Source organism: Rhodococcus mengyinensis (assembly GCF_048381435.1).
Taxonomy (GTDB): Bacteria; Actinomycetota; Actinomycetes; order Mycobacteriales; family Mycobacteriaceae; genus Rhodococcus_F; species Rhodococcus_F opacus_D.
Genome location: NZ_JBLWIT010000084.1, coordinates 35,663 through 51,891 on the forward strand (window position 1 = coordinate 35,663; position 16,229 = coordinate 51,891).

The following is a 16,229-nucleotide window of genomic DNA, read 5'->3' on the forward strand; positions in this document are numbered from 1 at the left end:
TAATCTCGCCCGCATGGCAGTGGTGAAGATCAACGCAATCGAAATCCCCGAGGGTGCAGGCCCCGAACTCGAGAAGCGCTTCGCAGCGCGCGCGCACGCCGTGGAGAACTCCCCCGGCTTCCTCGGATTCCAGCTTCTGCGCCCCGTCAAGGGCGAGAACCGCTACTTCGTCGTCACCCAGTGGGAGAGCGAAGAGGCATTCGCGGCGTGGCGCGACGGTCCGGCCAGAGAAGCGCACGCGGGTGAGCAGAAGAAGCCGGTGGCGTCCGGAGCTTCGCTGCTCGAGTTCGAGGTCGTTCTCGACGTCGCGGCAGCGAACAAGGGCTGAGAGACTGGGCCGAGCGGGAGGATTGACACGACGGCCCGCCGGGTGCAAAAGTTCGCAGGACAAAGCGATGGTTCGGCAGGAATCCGGTGCAATCCCGGAGCGGTCGCGCCACTGTAAATCGGAGTAGTCCTTCACGGGAGCCACCTCGACAGCCAGATACTGCGGCCATCGCCTGGACCTAGGGGACGCGAAATCCCAGGAGGAACTATGGCACTCGCCTACGCACCCGGCTCGTCGGTCGACACGACCCGTCTCGCCGTCATCTCTTTCGCGATCGTTCTGTTCGCGATGCTCGCTCTTTACCTCGTTGGTTTCGACCAGGGCGCGATTTCGCGCAGTGGCATGTACATGCATGAACTGATGCACGACGGCCGCCACCTCCTGGGTCTGCCATGCCACTGACCGATTCCTTCGCGAAACTCCTCATCCGCGGTCTGCTGGCCGGCCTGATCGCAGGCATCCTGGCCGGTGGTGTCGCGTTCGTCCTCGGTGAGTCGCACATCGATGCGGCCATCGCGATCGAAGAGTCGAACAGCGCTGCCGAAGCCGAAGTCCACTCGCACGACGCCACTCAGGCAGCCGAGCCGGCCGGGCACTCGCACGACGAGGAAGACGCACTGGTCAGCCGTGACGGACAGCGCTTCGGGCTGTTCCTCGCCACGTCCCTCGCGGGCCTGGCTCTGGGAGCGATCTTCGCCGTCGTCGCGAATTACGCACGTCGAGTGACGATGCTGTCGGGACCGTTGCTCGGTCTGACATTGGCCACATTGGGCTGGTTGGCAATCGAGGCGGTGCCGTTCTTCAAGTACCCCGCCAACCCGCCGGCTGTCGGAGACCCCGAAACGATCACTCAGCGCACCTGGCTGTGGCTCGCCGCCGTCGTCCTGGGTCTGCTCGCGGTGGTGGCCTCCGTCTTCGCGGCGAAGGCCGTCGCAGCGCAGGAATTCCTGTCGGTGCGAATCGCGGCGCCGGTTCTCGCCTTCCTCGTGGTGGTGACCATCGGCTACCTCGTGCTGCCCACCGTCAACGAAGTGGGCGACGACTTCCCCGCAGTGCTGCTGTGGCAGTTCCGGCTGTCGTCCCTCGCGACGCAGGCCACGTTGTGGCTGGTTCTCGGACTGGCATTCGCGTTCCTCACGGAGCGCGCCACCCGGGCCACGGCGCCCGCGCCGGCGAACGCCGCCTGACCCACAGGGCGTCAGCGGGATTTGTCCCATCGGGCCGGGTCCGCCTCCAGGGCGGCCCGGTCCCAGGCACCCCGCTCGGCGGCCGCGTCGTACGTGCTGTGCAGGAACTTCAGCAGTGCGGCATCGGGATCGTCTGCGGTGCGGACGGTCTCGTACGGCAGCAGGAACTGCCCGTTCTCCTTGCTGTAGAACGCTCCGTCGGGCCCGACCGGGTAGTCGGCGAACCCGTCCGGCTCCGGGTAGGCGTACGCGTAGAACGCACCTTCGACCCCACCGCCGGGCCAGAAACCGCAACTGCTCAGCTCGTGCGAGTACCCCTCGACCATCACCCAATCTCCGCAGTTCGGCGCTCCCCCAGGGTGAGTCGGTGCTGTTCGTCCGGAGAACCGCGTACAGGCCAGGTCGAGCGCACCCCAGAAGAAGTGCACGGGACTGACCTTCCCGATGAAATGGGAACGGAACTCGTGCAGGACGCGGTCGGCCTGCACAAGCTGCCGCCAGAACTGGTGCACCGACTCACCGTCGTACGAACAGTGCTGCGTGTCCTCCGCGAACGGGACGGCGGGGTCCACCTCGTTGGGCCGGGCCAGAATGGTCGTCGCCACACCCAGCTCGGCCAGCGTGTCCATCGTCTCCGCATAGAAATCGGCCACCGACTTCGGTTCGAGGGCAACCGTCCCGGTACCGCCCGTGCTGGTGCGGATCATCAGTCGATGATCGGCGAAGTCGAATTCGATGTCGAAACAGTCGGTGCCGTACGGAATCGTCGACGTCGTGAGACCGCGGGGGCTCACGTACAGCGGGACCTGCCACCAGTGGTTGATCAGCGGTGCGTGGGCCAAGCGGATCTTCCCGACGATCTGAGTCCACATGTGCAGGGTGTTCCGCGTCGACGTCCAGTCGTCCACCTTCAACGCCGGCCACGCATCTCCGGATCGTGTCTGCTCACGCACAGTGCCTCCCTGCCGACGACGTGCATTTCAATGTGCCCCTCGTGCGGGGTGATGGCAAGCGTGTCGCACCGATACCCGGGTAGGGGTGGACTCCACTCTCCGGGGTGATGTGCCGCGACGTCGCCGATACCAGCATGGGGACATGACCACTCGCACTGCACCCTCGGTCCCGCAGCCGGTCGAGCACGCGTACTGGCTGCTCGGCCTCGCCCTGTTCGCCGGCGTGGTCGAGGCCATCGCACACACATCGACGGCATTGGAGGGCCCCGACGCCGACGTCGGCAGCCTCGCCCGGCAACTCGTGGTCCGCGTCGTCGTCTACGGCGCGGTGCTGTTCGTCATGACCCGATTCCGCAGTGGCCGGGCGTGGGCGCGGAACACCCTCGCGATCGGTCTCGGCGTGTTCGGTGTCGCTTCGCTCGTGATGGAACCGATCGCCTGGATGTGGGCCGGCAACGACCCGATGTCCGCCGTCTCCGGCCTGACCCTCGACGTCGCGGTGATCGCGACCGCCCGGCTCACCCATCTCGTGGCGGTGATCGCGGCGGTGGCACTCATGTTCCGGCCCGACGCCAACCCGTACTTCACGCGCCGCTAGTTCACCGGCGCCGCGCTCGCCTGCGTCAGAAGCTGCAGGAACACGTCCTTCGGTTGCGCGCCGGACACGGCGACGCGGCGGTTGGCGACGAAGAACGGCACCGCCGACACCTGCAGGCGACGGGCGGCCTCGAGGTCGGCGCGGACCGCGTCCGCACCGGCATCGGACTCGAGTTCGGCGCGCACGGTGTGGGCGTCGAGCCCGGCACGCGACCCGATGTCGACGAGCACCTCGCGGTCGTCGATCACGGCCCCCTCACCGAAGTGGGCGCGGAACAGTGCCTCCACCACGGTATCTCGCTGATCTCCCGCCAAATGGATCAACCGGTGGGCGTCGAAGGTATTGGCGGCGATCACGGTGTCGAAGTCGAGACTCAGGCCTTCGTCGGCCGCCGTGCGCGCAACGTGACCGAACATCTGACGGACCTGCTCGGCAGGCATACCCTTGCTCTCCACCAGGGCGTCGAGTTCACCGCGCCGTTCCCCCACCGGCGTCTCCGGCGACAGCTGATACGACCGCCACACCACGTTCACCCGGTCGCGCCCCTCGAACTCCGCGAGGGCCGACAGGAAACGGTGCTTGCCGATGTAGCACCAGGGGCAGGCGACGTCGGACCAGATCTCGATCTCGATGTCGCCGTCGGCGTTCTGCTGTGTCGTCACAGTTCAGTGGAACGAATCGCTGCCGCATTCTGTTCCGCCAGGTTCGACAGATGTTTGTCTTGGTTCGCCGCGCTGCATTTCCGCACGCCGGATTCGACCGAACGGTACGGTGAAGGGATCGACACGGCGAGAGTAACGTCGTATCGATCGTGCCGCTGAGTGAGGGGCGCTCGTAGCGATGCCCGGACAATCGGCGGTTCGATGATCGTAAAACCCGAAGATCGTGGAACCCGAACTCCTCCAGGAGTAGCCATGGTTTACGTCTCCTCACCGAGCAAGTCCGTCGAGTCACTCGGAATCGTGTTGATCGCCGTCGGAGTCGTCCTGCTCGCCCTGCTCACCCTCTACCTGGTCGGATTCGACCAGGGTGCGATCTCCCGAAGTGGCATGTACCTGCACGAATTGATGCACGACGGCCGCCACCTCCTGGGAGTTCCCTGTCACTAGTTCCACCACGACGGAGCACGCGATGAACTCTCCAGCAGATTTCGAAGCACAGGCGAACAGGGTCGCGGAGTACGGCCCGGTCCATCACGTCGAGATGGATTCGCCGTATTACCTGTCCAATTCCGCGTTCGACGCGTTGCGGCACGTTCTCCACGACGTCGGCGGCCAGAACGCCCTTCCCGTCAAGTACGAGGAGAAGGTCGAAGAGGACTGGGAGATGAGCACATACGTCACGTGCGAATGCCTCGGGTGGCGTGGTGTGTGGAACTCCGAGGAGCGCCGCCGCGCCGAGAACGACCTGGGCGCCACGCTCTACTTCGGGTTGCCGTACTACGCGCGGTGGATCACGGTGGCCGCCAAGACGCTCATCAACAAGGGCCTGATCACGCCCGACGAACTGTCCGCCAAAATCGACGAGGTCCGAGCCCGTTCGGGTGGCGGGAACGCGACTGGAGGCCAGTCATGACGAAGTTCGAGATCGGCGACCGGGTCACCGTCAAGGACGCGACGTCGATGTTCCACACCCGAACCCAGGCATTCATCCGCGGGCACACCGGCGTGGTCGTCGAACACCGCCCGGAGTGGGTGATTCCCGAGGACGAGGCGTGGGGACGCGTGGAAGACGGCCGGACCGAGCCGTTCTACGTCGTCCGCTTCCGGCAGACCGACCTCTGGCCCCGCTACACCGGATTCGAGATCGACACGTTGGAAACCGAGTGCTCCGAGCGCTGGCTCGAGCCGGCAGGAGAGGCGGACACATGACGCATTCGCACGACGATCACGCCCCGATCCAGGCCTCGGAGGAGGTCAGCGAGTTCGAGATCCTGGAGACCGCCATTCGGGAACTGTCCATCGAGCACGGACTGTTCTCCCGCGAGGATCACCGCCGTTTCTCCGAATGGGCCGAATCGGTAGGGCCGTCGGGTGGTTCGAAATTGGTCGCGAAGGCGTGGGTCGACCCGGAGTTCAAGAAGCGACTGCTGGCCGACGGCACCGAAACCTGCAAGGAAGTGGGGATCGACTGGCGCGATCCGACCGGATCGGGCACGCCGAGCGACTACACGTACTTCTACGTGCTGGAGAACACCCCAAAAGTCCACAACGTCATCGTCTGCACATTGTGTTCGTGCTATCCGCGGCCCGTTCTCGGCATGTCTCCGGACTGGTACCGCACCCCCAACTATCGCCGCCGGTTGGTGCGCTGGCCCCGCGAGGTGATCGCCGAATTCGGCTTGCACTTCCCGTCGGATGTCGAAGTGCGCGTGCATGATTCGAACCAGAAATCACGATTCATGGTGATGCCGATGCGCCCGGAGGGCACCGAGGGGTGGAGTGAGGAACAACTGGCGTCGATCGTCACCCGCGACACGATGATCGGTGTCGCCGTACCGCAGGTCGACTGGACCGCGACCACACCACCCTCGGACAACGGAGGAACCGCGCGATGATGACGGACAAGGCCTACGACGTCATCCTGAACACGCTGACGCCGGAGACGACCCGCGACGACGTCACGCTACCGGACCTCGACCGCAAACCCGACCCGTGGGAATCGAGCATGCAGGCCACCGCGGAATGCCTGTCCTGGCGTGGCGCCTGGGACAATCTCGACAGGCGCCACACCGAGGACCAACTGGGCGAAACCATATACCGCGACTTCCCCGTCCGCTCCCGGTCCGTCGTCGCCACCGCTCACGCGTTGATGGACAAAGGCGTCATCAGCCCGGACGAACTCCAGGCGAAGATGGAGGAAGTGCGCGCACGGTTCAACCGTCAGTAGCCGGCTGGACTCAGGACTCGAGTGCCGCGTCCAGCGTGATCTCGACTCCGGTGAGCGCCTTGCTCACGGGGCACGATTCCTTGGCGGCCTGAGCTGCCTTCGCGAACCCGTCGGCGTCGAGACCGTCCACCTCGCCGCGGACCGTCAGCTTGATGCCGGTGAGCTTGAACCCCGGGTTGTCCGGTCCGAGTGAGACATCCGCCTTCACCTCGAGGCTCTGCGGGGTGCCGCCTGCCTCCGCGATGAGCGCGGACAGCTGCATCGCATAGCAGGAGGAATGCGCCGCGGCGATCAGCTCCTCCGGGCTGGTGGTTCCACCAGCCTCTTCGGCCGCCCGCTTCGGGAACGAGACGTCGAAGGTCGCGACACCGGAACTGGTGAGTTCCACCTGGCCGCTCCCCTGTTCGAGCGATCCGTTCCAAGCGGTCCGTGCGGTACGTGTCGGCATGCCACATCCTCTCGTGGTTCTTCGGTTTACGTGTCGAACCTACTCGTACCGGGCGGCCATCCGCAGCGCGCGGGAACGCAGGGCCGCCCGCAGAGCGTCCGGTGCCAGCACTTCCGCGTCCTCACCGAACGCCCACAGAACCCCGCGTGCGTGGGAGTCGTCGCCGAACACCACTTCCAGGCGCACCCGGTCGTCGTCGACCGACTGCTCGGAGCGGACGGCGTAGGCACGCTCCACCAGGTCGTCGCGTCGCTCACGGCGCACGAGAACGTCGGCGACCACCGGCGTCCCGCGCGCCCGGAACTCAGAACGGCGACGCTCCCAGATCGCGGCGAGGTCGATGTCGGCCGATCGCTGCGCCGGCTCGTCGAGTTCGCGGACGTCCTCGATGCGCTCGAGCCGGTACGTCCGATCGCGGCCGGCGTCCGTCGCCACCAGATACCACCGTCCCGCCGCATGGATGAGCCCCTGTGGGTCGATGACGCGCCACACCGCATCGTTGCCCCGCGACGGGTACAGGATGCTCAGCCGCCGGCCCACGAACACCGCCTGCTGGATCAGCCCGAGATGATCGTCCACCGGTTCCGGATCGGTCAGCCACGATCCTTGGGTGACGAACACCCGCTCCGCCACCTTCGTCGCCGCCGCCCGGTGCGCGTCCGGCATCGCCGCCACCACCTTGCGCATCGCCGACGCGAACGCCGGCGCCATGCCCAGCGATTCCGACGTCATCGCCGACCCTGCCGCCAGCAGGGCCTTGGCCTCGTCGACGGTCAGGCCCGTGAGGTCGGTGGTGAAGCCCGGCAGCAACTCGAAGCCGCCGTCACGACCGCGTTCGGCGTACACCGGTATCCCCGCCGTCGACAGTGCGTCGATGTCCCGCAGCACGGTGCGCGGGGACACCTCGAGTTCGCGGGCCAGCGCCGACGCCGACATACGCCCGCGGTTACGAAGCAGGAGGACGAGCGAGAGCAGGCGGTCGGCGCGCATGCGGAAAGTCTGGCAGAAATACATGACAGGAGATGTCATGTTTCACGGCGATAGTTGCCTCATGACACACAACACGACCGACCCCCGGCCCCTGTACCGCGAAGCCCTCTCCTGGACCACCGCCCTCATCGAGAAGGTCCGCGACGACCAGCTGACGGCATCCACTCCTTGCGCCGACTTCGACGTCCGCACCCTGCTCGGCCACCTCGTCGCCACCGTGGAGCGTGCCCGCGTGATCGGTGAGGGCGGCGACCCGGGCACCGTTCCGCTCGTCGTCACCGACACCCCCGACGATGGCTACGCACACGCCTACCGCTCCGCCGCGGACCGCATGTGGCCCGTCTGGACCGACGACAGCCGGCTCGACGCGACGGTGACCGCGCCGTGGGGCACCGTCCCCGGCCGCGCCGCGATCTGGGGCTACATCAACGAGACCCTCGTGCACGGGTGGGACCTCGCCGTCGCCACCGGCCAACCCTCCGAAACCCACCCGGAACTCGCCGAGGCCATGCTCGCCGTCGCACGGCACGCGATCCCGGCGGAGACGCGCGGCGGCCACGTGCCGTTCGCGGACGTAGTCGAACCGCACCCCACCGCCGGACCCACCGAGCGCCTCGCCAACTGGTCGGGACGCAAGAGCATCTGACCCGCACACACGAACGGGCCGCCGGTGGAAAACCACCGGCGGCCCGTTGTCGTTCGGTTACTGCCTGTCTACTCCGAGTCGGCTGCGCCGGACTTCGCCAGGTCGACCGGAACCTCGTCGGGCACCGTGACCGGCTTCGTCTCGCCACGGAACGTGAACTTCGCGTCCTCGCCCGCGCCTTCGCCGTCCCAGTTCTCGACGTCGACGTACACGATCTGACCGGGGCCGACCTCGCCGAAGAGGATCTTCTCCGACAGCTGGTCCTCGATCTCGCGCTGGATGGTGCGACGCAGCGGCCGCGCACCCAGGACCGGATCGAAGCCACGCTTGGCCAGCAGCGACTTGGCCTTGTCGGTGACCTCCATCGTCATGTCCTTGTTCTTCAAGGCCACCTCGACGCGTGCCACCATCAGGTCCACCATCTGAACGATCTGCTCGGTGGTGAGCTGGTGGAACACGACGATGTCGTCGATGCGGTTGAGGAACTCGGGACGGAAGTGCTTCTTCAGCTCGTCGTGCACCTTGAGCTTCATCCGCTCGTAGTTCGACTCGTCGCCCTTACCGGACGTGAAGCCGAGACCCACAGCCTTGGAGATGTCCGAGGTACCGAGGTTCGAGGTGAAGATGAGCACCGTGTTCTTGAAGTCCACGGTCCGGCCCTGACCGTCGGTGAGACGGCCGTCTTCCAGCACCTGCAGGAGGGTGTTGTAGATCTCCTGGTGTGCCTTCTCGATCTCGTCGAACAGCACCACGCTGAACGGCTTGCGGCGCACCTTCTCGGTGAGCTGGCCGCCCTCTTCGTAGCCGACGTAGCCGGGAGGGGCACCGAACAGCCGCGACGCGGTGAAGCGGTCGTGGAACTCACCCATGTCGATCTGGATGAGAGCGTCGTCCTCACCGAACAGGAAGTTGGCGAGCGACTTGGCCAGCTCGGTCTTACCGACACCGGACGGGCCGGCGAAGATGAACGAACCGGACGGACGCTTCGGGTCCTTCAGGCCGGCACGGGTACGACGGATGGCCTTGGCGACAGCCTTGACCGCGTCTTCCTGACCGATGATCCGCTTGTGCAGCTCCTCCTCCATGCGGAGCAGACGCGTGGTCTCCTCCTCGGTGAGCTTGAACACGGGGATGCCGGTCCAGTTACCCAGGACCTCGGCGATCTGCTCGTCGTCGACCTCGGCTATGACGTCCAGGTCACCGGAACGCCACTGCTTCTCCCGCTCCGCACGCTGAGCGACGAGGGTCTTCTCCTTGTCGCGCAGGTTCGCGGCCTTCTCGAAGTCCTGCGCGTCGATCGCGGACTCCTTCTCGCGGCGGGCGTCGGCGATCTTGTCGTCGAACTCCCGGAGGTCCGGCGGTGCGGTCATCCGGCGGATGCGCATCCGGGCTCCGGCCTCGTCGATGAGGTCGATGGCCTTGTCCGGCAGGAAGCGGTCGTTGATGTAGCGATCGGCCAGGGTGGCCGCGGCGACGAGTGCACCGTCCGTGATGGACACGCGGTGGTGCGCCTCGTAACGGTCGCGAAGACCCTTGAGGATCTCGATGGTGTGTTCCACCGTCGGCTCGCCGACCTGCACCGGCTGGAAGCGGCGCTCGAGTGCGGCGTCCTTCTCGATGTACTTGCGGTACTCGTCGAGGGTGGTGGCACCGATGGTCTGCAGCTCACCGCGGGCGAGCTTCGGCTTGAGGATCGAGGCCGCGTCGATGGCGCCCTCGGCCGCGCCTGCACCCACGAGGGTGTGCAGCTCGTCGATGAACAGGATGATGTCGCCGCGGGTGTTGATCTCCTTGAGGACCTTCTTCAGGCGCTCTTCGAAGTCACCGCGGTAGCGGCTGCCTGCCACGAGCGACCCGAGGTCGAGCGTGTACAGCTGCTTGTCCTTGAGCGTCTCGGGGACCTCGCCGTTGACGATGGCCTGAGCGAGACCCTCGACGACGGCGGTCTTACCGACACCGGGCTCGCCGATCAGCACCGGGTTGTTCTTGGTACGGCGCGACAGCACCTGCATGACGCGCTCGATTTCCTTCGAGCGGCCGATGACGGGGTCGAGCTTGCCTTCGAGGGCGGCCTGGGTGAGGTTGCGACCGAACTGGTCGAGCACCAGCGACGTGGACGGGGTGCCCGCCTCGCCGCGAGTGCCGCCGGCCTCGGCCGGCTCCTTGCCCTGGTAGCCGGAGAGCAGCTGGATGACCTGCTGACGCACCCGGTTGAGGTCGGCACCGAGCTTGACCAGCACCTGCGCTGCCACGCCTTCACCCTCGCGGATGAGGCCGAGCAGGATGTGCTCCGTGCCGATGTAGTTGTGTCCGAGCTGCAGTGCCTCGCGCAGGCTGAGCTCCAGGACTTTTTTGGCACGCGGGGTGAAGGGGATGTGGCCGGACGGGGCCTGCTGGCCCTGGCCGATGATCTCCTCGACCTGGCTGCGCACTCCTTCGAGGGAGATGCCCAACGACTCCAGCGACTTGGCAGCGACACCTTCGCCCTCGTGAATGAGGCCGAGCAGGATGTGCTCCGTACCGATGTAGTTGTGGTTGAGCATCCTGGCTTCTTCTTGAGCCAGGACAACAACGCGCCGTGCGCGATCGGTGAACCTCTCGAACATCGCTCTCCCTCACACTTTCCGACGTGCAGTCACGAGACCGGGTGTCTCGTCCCTGTTCGCCGCGTTTCGCTCCGGCACTACAAGCAGATCGCCAGCGCCTGCTCCGAGGGCAGAAGCCCCGAACCGACGAAGGTTCCACGACCCCAGCTATTACTCTAGTTGGCTGCCGATCGACCTGCTGCCCCTCCACCCCTTTAGATGGAAGTGCAGGCCTGCTTACCCGTATTTAACGCCCCAGCTCCGGCAATCGTTTCCCCTTCGCTGTACGCCTGGAGCGAACAGGTTCCGCGATGCCGATGTGGACCACCATTTCGTAGCTGCCGGGACTGGCTCGAATGGACACTTCTTTCCAGTTGTTCACCATCCAGACGTTCCTGGACGGGACCCTGCAGGGCGCGTCGTGACCGTGGTGTCGCAGAAATGCGACAACGTCTTGCCCGCGAAGCTTTCGACCCGTTCCCCGAAGGAAGCGAGACCTGCGTGTTCGGACAGGGTATGTCGATGAGCTGTGAGTTCGCCACCCATACCTTTCCGCCGGCGTCGGCGGCGATACCCAGCGGGTTGCTCAGGACTCCCCCCGGTAACCGGCGACGAGGCGAGAAAGGGCTACCCCGCGACGGGGGCGACGAAACGGCACGGCACGTCTCGCGGGTGGGCGGGATCGAGCGCGTTGAGCACGAATCCGGCAGCTCGTGCCGAACCGGCGACGGCGACGTGGTCGGAGTAGTCCTGCTCGCAACCGTCCTGGACGACGATGTTCGTGGTGTTCGGGCCCGGCTCGATGCCGCTCGTGTACGGGACGACCAGTTCGTCGTAGCGGGTGGCGATGTTCGTGTACTCGATGCCGGGAACGTAGACCCCGTCCGCCCGCATGCGGTCGATGAACGCGGACCCCTGGAACATCTCGGGACAGGCCCCACAGACGGGGAAACCTGCCGCCACCTCGTCGTCGATACCGAGCGCCCGCATGGACCGCCCGACGCTGATCTGATCGGTGCCGTACGTGCCGTGCCACGGCGGTGCCAGTGACACGATCTTCGAGACCTTGTCTGCGCCGCCGAAGAACTTCACGTAGTTGTTCGCCTGCAGGGTGCCCTGGGAATGTCCGACGAGATCGACTTTCGAGGCCCCCGTGCTCGACAGCACCTGATCGACGAACGTGGCGATCTGAGCGGTGCCGGTGTCGATGGGAGTCATCCCGCCGATAGCATCGAGCGGCCACGGCAGTTCGGGGAAGTTACCGTAGGTGAGGGAATACACGCAGTAGCCCTCGTTGGCGAGGAGCGGTGCGTACACCGCCCAGTTGGTCTGGCGTGCGCCTCCCGTGCCGTGGACGAGGACCACCGGTTCGGGATGCGCGTCACTCGGCACGCAGGACCAGTCGTTCGAACCCGGGGCCGAACCGCCCGGATTTCCCAATTCGAGGGGCACTCCGGCGAGGAAGGAATCCGGCACCGGATAGGTCGGCGCTGCGGACGCCACCCCGGACCACATCACGAACGCCAGGAACAGAATCCCTGAAACGGTCACGCAGCGCCGCACAGCTACCCCCCCCGAACTTCCCGATTAACGGATCAGTGCGGGACGGTAACAGTCCAGGTCACGTCGCGGAGCGAATCAGCGAATTCTGTCCCCAGCTAACTTTCAGTTCGCCTTGTTGTAGGCGTCGATAATTTCCGCGGAGATACGTCCGCGCGCAGAAACCTTTTTGTTGTTCTTGCGCGCCCATTCCCGGATAGCGGCGCTCTGTTCCCGATCGACCGAAACTCGGGACTTGGTGGCGGCCGGAGCCGCCACGGCCTTGCCGCGCTTGCGCGAGCTCACCTTGCGCGCGTGGGAAACCCACACGTCGAGCTGCTCGCGCAATTTCGCCGCATTCTCCGAGGAAAGGTCGATCTCGTACTGAACACCGTCGAGTCCGAACTCGACCGTCTCGTCGGCAGACGCCTCTTGATCGACATCGTCGATCAGGGTGACAGTGACCTTCTTAGCCATGGGATGAAATTCCTCTCGAATGAAGCGACGTCTCATCGTCAACGTGAGCTACGACCCGGAGGTAACCATACCCCTGTTCTTCCGATTCGGAATACGAGGAATGGATCGAATTTATCCGCGCGAATTCACCCTGGTGAATCAGCGAGAAGAAGGCCGAACAATGGGAAAGAGGATTGTTTCGCGGATTCCCAATCCCGTCAAAGCCATGAGCAGACGGTCGATTCCCATTCCGGTACCGGTGGTCGGCGGCATTCCCTGCTCCATTGCGGCGAGGAATTCTTCGTCGAGAGCCATCGCCTCGTCGTCACCGGCCGACGCGAGACGCGCCTGATCGACGAACCGCTCACGCTGGATGACCGGATCGACCAATTCCGAATAGCCCGTAGCCAACTCGAAGCCGCGGATGTAGAGGTCCCACTTCTCGGTCACCCCGGCCTTGCTGCGGTGGTCACGAGTCAGCGGTGACGTCTCGACCGGGAAATCACGGACGAACGTCGGCTCGAACAACTGGTCGCCGCACTGGTGCTCCCACAGTTCCTCGACGAGCTTCCCGTGCCCGTAACCCTTGTCCTTGGGGACCTCCAGGCCCACCTTCTCGGCGAGCGCCAGTAATTCCTCGACGGTGGTCTCCGGAGTGACCTCGACACCGATCGCCTGCGACAGCGACGGGTACATCTCGAGGGTCTTCCATTCACCACTGAGGTCGTATTCGGTGCCGTCGGCGAGAGTGACGACCTGCGAACCGAAAGCGGCCTGCGCCACTTCCTGGACGAGTTCACGGATCATCACGGCGGAATCGTCGTACGTGCCGTACGCCTCATATGTCTCGAGCATCGCGAATTCCGGCGAGTGCGTCGAATCGACACCCTCGTTGCGGAAATTCCGGTTGATCTCGAAGACCTTCTCGATACCGCCGACGACGCACCGCTTCAGGAACAGTTCGGGCGCGATACGGAGATAGAGGTCGATATCGAGGGCATTGGAATGAGTGATGAACGGGCGGGCCGCGGCGCCACCCGCCACCGTCTGCAGCATCGGCGTCTCGACCTCGAGGAACCCGCGACGCTCGAGCGCGTTCCGGAGCTCACGGACGACAGCCACCCGCTTACGCGCGTTCTCCCGCGCCTCGGAGCGCACGATCAGATCGGCGTAGCGCTGCCGGACCCGCGACTCCTCGTTCATCTCCTTGTGCGCAACGGGCAGGGGCCGGAGCGACTTGGACGCGATCTGCCACGAATCGGCCATCACACTCAGCTCACCGCGGCGGGAACTGATCACCTCGCCGTGCACGAACACGAAGTCACCGAGGTCGACATCGGCCTTCCACAACGCGAGAGCATCCTCGCCGACAGCGGCGAGACTGATCATCGCCTGCAGCTGGGTGCCGTCGCCTTCCTGCAGCGTCGCGAAGCACAACTTGCCCGTGTTGCGCACGAAGATCACCCGGCCGACGACACCGACCTGGTCACCGGTGGCCGTGTCGGGCTCGAGTTCCGGGTACTTGGCCCGGATCTCCGCCAGCGAGTGGGTGCGCGCCACCGACACCGGGTACGCCTCGCGTCCCTCCGCGAGGATGCGCTCACGCTTCTCCTGGCGGATGCGAAGCTGCTCGGGGGTGTCGTCGACTGGCTGGGCTGCTACTTCACTCACGGGTCACCAGCCTAATCGACGCCCGCGCGTGCCCCTATTCAGAGGTCAGTGAGCCGAGACGGTGGCCAGCTCCCGCACGCAGTGCTGCGTGGCGATGAGCGAGCCCAGCAAACCCGCAGCCTTGATCGCCTTGTACCCGCCGACGAGATCGGTCGCCTTGTGCAGACCCAGCTGCTGCAGCGCCGCCGCGGCGAGGCTCGACGTGTAGCCCTCGGAGCAGACGATGATCCACTCGACGTCGTGGTCCACCGCGAGCGCCAGGTGCGCCGAGCTGGTGGGATCGCAACGCCACTCGAGGACGTTGCGTTCGATGGCGAGTGCGCCGGGCAGCGTTCCCTCGATCGCCCGCTGCGCCTGCGGGCGGATGTCCACGACGATCGCGCCACGCGCCACGGCCTCGGGCAGCTCGAATGCGTACATACGGTCGATCTGGGTGCGGGCCTCTTCGAGCATCTGGTCGATGTTCACTTCGAACCACCCTCGGGGAGATCGGTGAGCTCGGTCCGGGTACGGCGCAGAGTGCCGTGGTCGGTGACCTCGTAATAGGACATGGCCGATAGTGGCGGTGAGTAGGCGTGCACGCTCAGCGTCGGCGTCACCACCTCCGCCCCGGGTGCGTCCGGCGCCCGCGCGACGTCGTGGACCCAGCCGAGCGGGAACGAGGCCTGATCGCCGGCGTCGAGGATGCGGTGACGCAGTCGGTCACCCGCCCAACGGAACTCGGACAGCGCGCCGCTGAGAACAGTGAGCGCGCCGAAAGAGCCTGCGTGGTCGTGCAATTCGGTGTTCCGGTCGGGAACCCAGCTGATCAGCCAGACGTCGACGTCGTCGTCCGAGTAGAGCCGGGTCGACCAGCGCTCGTCGGTGGGCCAGCTCTGCGGGAGCAGGACGTCGTGGCGGCCGTCGAGTACCTCGGATGCACCCTGATCGGTGATGCGCAGCAGGTCAGCCGGGCGAAGACGGGTAGGTACAGATGCAGAAGAATACGTTGCGAGCACGAGAGAGACTCCCAGAAGTGTGAATTGGTCAAGGCAGCGTTCAGCCTCGACAACACTCCTGAGCACTCGTGCAGAGATTCACGGGGACCATTCTGACATAACTTCCGCGAAGAGGGAACCCGTCACTCGAGCGGGCTGCGACGCGCACCCCGGCGAGCCTGATTTCGCTCGTAGACCAGGCGCAGCCCTTCGAGCGTGAGATCCGGTTCGTGCTCGTCGACGGTTTCCGTCTCGGGCATGATCAGCGGCGCGCGGTCACCGGTCGCGATCACCACCACGTCGGAACCGGAGAAGGCGGGCAGTTCCTTGCGCACGCGGCGGACCAGCCCGTCGACGAGGCCGGCGAAACCGAACACCGCACCCGACTGCATGCACTCGACGGTGTTCTTGCCGACGACGGAGCGGGGCCGCACCAGTTCGACCTTGCGCAGCGCCGCCGACTGCGACGCGAGTGCGTCCGAGGAGATCTCGAGGCCGGGCGCGATGGCGCCGCCGAGAAACTCGCCCTTGGCGGACACGACGTCGACACACGTGGACGTCCCGAAGTCGACCACGATGCACGGTGCGTCGTAGAGGTGATGCGCCGCAAGACTGTTCACGATCCGGTCGGCGCCCACCTCCTTGGGGTTGTCGACGAGCAGCGGAACACCGGTTCGCACCCCGGGTTCCACCAGCACGTGCGGGACGTGCCCCCAGTACCGCGTCAGCATCACGCGGATCTCCCGCAGCACCGACGGCACCGTCGACAGCGCGGACACACCGGTGATCTGATCGGTGTGCGTGCCGAGGAGCCCCCGGAAGATGAGGGCCAGTTCGTCCGCCGTCATCCTCGCATCGGTGCGCATCCGCCAGTCCTGCACCAACTTCGAGTGTTCACCGGAACCGGTGAACAGTCCGAGAACGATGTTCGTGTTCCGGACGTCGACGGTGAGGAGCATGGG

At 65.6% G+C, this 16,229-nt stretch carries 21 protein-coding genes and 1 riboswitch; of the genes, 10 read left to right on the forward strand and 11 right to left on the reverse strand.

Translation table 11 applies throughout. The annotated features are described in order from the left end of the window. Positions 1 to 13 precede the first annotated feature (13 nt). The 3 genes from ACNJ7E_RS15525 (at position 14) to ACNJ7E_RS15535 (ending at position 1,515) form a co-directional block, all read left to right on the forward strand. Complete coding sequence (locus tag ACNJ7E_RS15525; protein ID WP_005262175.1) at positions 14 to 328, forward strand: antibiotic biosynthesis monooxygenase family protein; 315 nt, start codon at positions 14 to 16, stop codon at positions 326 to 328. Between the two features lie 51 nt (positions 329 to 379). Then, positions 380 to 512: riboswitch (cobalamin riboswitch) on the forward strand. Between the two features lie 23 nt (positions 513 to 535). Continuing rightward, on the forward strand, positions 536 to 730 hold the full coding sequence (locus tag ACNJ7E_RS15530) for a CbtB domain-containing protein (RefSeq protein WP_005244930.1): 195 nt from the start codon (positions 536 to 538) through the stop codon (positions 728 to 730). Continuing rightward, a complete protein-coding gene (locus ACNJ7E_RS15535; protein ID WP_418340329.1) occupies positions 721 to 1,515 on the forward strand; it encodes a CbtA family protein in 795 nt (264 codons plus the stop codon). Before ACNJ7E_RS15530 ends, ACNJ7E_RS15535 begins: the two co-directional genes overlap by 10 nt. 11 nt (positions 1,516 to 1,526) lie before the next feature. On the opposite strand, the gene ACNJ7E_RS15540 is transcribed toward ACNJ7E_RS15535, so the two are convergent. After that, positions 1,527 to 2,468 (reverse strand): DUF5996 family protein, encoded by a 942-nt coding sequence (locus tag ACNJ7E_RS15540; RefSeq protein ID WP_418340330.1) that lies wholly within the window; start codon positions 2,466 to 2,468, stop codon positions 1,527 to 1,529. 142 nt (positions 2,469 to 2,610) lie between these two features. On the opposite strand from ACNJ7E_RS15540, the gene ACNJ7E_RS15545 reads away from it, so the two are divergent. Continuing rightward, positions 2,611 to 3,066, forward strand: a complete 456-nt coding sequence (locus ACNJ7E_RS15545) for a hypothetical protein (RefSeq protein WP_418340331.1) — start codon at positions 2,611 to 2,613, stop codon at positions 3,064 to 3,066. On the opposite strand, the gene ACNJ7E_RS15550 is transcribed toward ACNJ7E_RS15545, so the two are convergent. Continuing rightward, the gene (locus ACNJ7E_RS15550; RefSeq protein ID WP_280779115.1) at positions 3,063 to 3,728 is read right to left on the reverse strand and encodes a DsbA family oxidoreductase; all 666 of its coding nucleotides are present in this window, start codon (positions 3,726 to 3,728) and stop codon (positions 3,063 to 3,065) included. The two genes, ACNJ7E_RS15545 and ACNJ7E_RS15550, sit on opposite strands and share 4 nt — an antisense overlap. 252 nt (positions 3,729 to 3,980) lie before the next feature. Between ACNJ7E_RS15550 and ACNJ7E_RS15555 the strand changes: the two genes are divergently transcribed. From ACNJ7E_RS15555 to ACNJ7E_RS15575, 5 genes are read left to right on the forward strand one after another with little or no spacing between them, the layout of a single operon-like run. Further along, on the forward strand, positions 3,981 to 4,175 hold the full coding sequence (locus ACNJ7E_RS15555) for a CbtB domain-containing protein (RefSeq protein WP_005244942.1): 195 nt from the start codon (positions 3,981 to 3,983) through the stop codon (positions 4,173 to 4,175). 22 nt (positions 4,176 to 4,197) lie between these two features. Next, positions 4,198 to 4,641: an SH3-like domain-containing protein gene (locus ACNJ7E_RS15560; RefSeq protein ID WP_105419464.1), complete on the forward strand. Its 444-nt coding sequence runs from the start codon at positions 4,198 to 4,200 to the stop codon at positions 4,639 to 4,641. After that, positions 4,638 to 4,937: an SH3-like domain-containing protein gene (locus ACNJ7E_RS15565; RefSeq protein ID WP_009477495.1), complete on the forward strand. Its 300-nt coding sequence runs from the start codon at positions 4,638 to 4,640 to the stop codon at positions 4,935 to 4,937. Before ACNJ7E_RS15560 ends, ACNJ7E_RS15565 begins: the two co-directional genes overlap by 4 nt. Beyond that, positions 4,934 to 5,623 (forward strand): thiocyanate hydrolase subunit gamma, encoded by a 690-nt coding sequence (gene scnC, locus ACNJ7E_RS15570; protein WP_005244945.1) that lies wholly within the window; start codon positions 4,934 to 4,936, stop codon positions 5,621 to 5,623. The genes ACNJ7E_RS15565 and scnC overlap by 4 nt, the downstream gene beginning before the upstream one ends. Next, a complete protein-coding gene (locus ACNJ7E_RS15575; protein ID WP_009477493.1) occupies positions 5,620 to 5,955 on the forward strand; it encodes an SH3-like domain-containing protein in 336 nt (111 codons plus the stop codon). Before scnC ends, ACNJ7E_RS15575 begins: the two co-directional genes overlap by 4 nt. Positions 5,956 to 5,965: 10 nt before the next feature. Here ACNJ7E_RS15575 and ACNJ7E_RS15580 read toward each other — a convergent pair whose 3' ends face one another. Both ACNJ7E_RS15580 and ACNJ7E_RS15585 read right to left on the reverse strand, forming a co-directional pair. After that, the gene (locus ACNJ7E_RS15580; protein ID WP_005244949.1) at positions 5,966 to 6,403 is read right to left on the reverse strand and encodes an OsmC family protein; all 438 of its coding nucleotides are present in this window, start codon (positions 6,401 to 6,403) and stop codon (positions 5,966 to 5,968) included. A 39-nt stretch (positions 6,404 to 6,442) separates the two neighbouring features. Continuing rightward, entirely contained in the window at positions 6,443 to 7,393 is a 951-nt protein-coding gene (locus tag ACNJ7E_RS15585) for a helix-turn-helix transcriptional regulator (protein WP_280779116.1), read from the reverse strand. Positions 7,394 to 7,430: 37 nt separating this feature from the next. On the opposite strand from ACNJ7E_RS15585, the gene ACNJ7E_RS15590 reads away from it, so the two are divergent. Next, a complete protein-coding gene (locus ACNJ7E_RS15590; RefSeq protein WP_411194636.1) occupies positions 7,431 to 8,039 on the forward strand; it encodes a TIGR03086 family metal-binding protein in 609 nt (202 codons plus the stop codon). A 68-nt stretch (positions 8,040 to 8,107) separates the two neighbouring features. Here ACNJ7E_RS15590 and ACNJ7E_RS15595 read toward each other — a convergent pair whose 3' ends face one another. From ACNJ7E_RS15595 to ACNJ7E_RS15625, 7 genes are all read right to left on the reverse strand, one after another. Further along, positions 8,108 to 10,645, reverse strand: a complete 2,538-nt coding sequence (locus tag ACNJ7E_RS15595) for an ATP-dependent Clp protease ATP-binding subunit (protein ID WP_005244954.1) — start codon at positions 10,643 to 10,645, stop codon at positions 8,108 to 8,110. A gap of 606 nt (positions 10,646 to 11,251) precedes the next feature. Continuing rightward, positions 11,252 to 12,187 carry an esterase/lipase family protein gene (locus tag ACNJ7E_RS15600; RefSeq protein WP_271209511.1) on the reverse strand — a complete coding sequence of 312 codons (936 nt, stop codon included), beginning with the start codon at positions 12,185 to 12,187 and terminating at the stop codon, positions 11,252 to 11,254. Positions 12,188 to 12,289: 102 nt separating this feature from the next. Beyond that, positions 12,290 to 12,640, reverse strand: a complete 351-nt coding sequence (locus ACNJ7E_RS15605) for a histone-like nucleoid-structuring protein Lsr2 (protein WP_005244957.1) — start codon at positions 12,638 to 12,640, stop codon at positions 12,290 to 12,292. Positions 12,641 to 12,778: 138 nt separating this feature from the next. Then, positions 12,779 to 14,290, reverse strand: coding sequence for a lysine--tRNA ligase (gene lysS, locus ACNJ7E_RS15610; RefSeq protein ID WP_280779118.1), 1,512 nt, complete (start codon positions 14,288 to 14,290; stop codon positions 12,779 to 12,781). A 45-nt stretch (positions 14,291 to 14,335) separates the two neighbouring features. After that, the gene (locus ACNJ7E_RS15615) at positions 14,336 to 14,758 is read right to left on the reverse strand and encodes a rhodanese-like domain-containing protein (protein WP_005244960.1); all 423 of its coding nucleotides are present in this window, start codon (positions 14,756 to 14,758) and stop codon (positions 14,336 to 14,338) included. Continuing rightward, positions 14,755 to 15,288, reverse strand: a complete 534-nt coding sequence (locus tag ACNJ7E_RS15620) for a cysteine dioxygenase (RefSeq protein WP_280779119.1) — start codon at positions 15,286 to 15,288, stop codon at positions 14,755 to 14,757. Before ACNJ7E_RS15620 ends, ACNJ7E_RS15615 begins: the two co-directional genes overlap by 4 nt. A gap of 122 nt (positions 15,289 to 15,410) precedes the next feature. Further along, a complete protein-coding gene (locus ACNJ7E_RS15625; protein WP_009477485.1) occupies positions 15,411 to 16,226 on the reverse strand; it encodes a type III pantothenate kinase in 816 nt (271 codons plus the stop codon). Between the last annotated feature and the right edge of the window lie 3 nt (positions 16,227 to 16,229).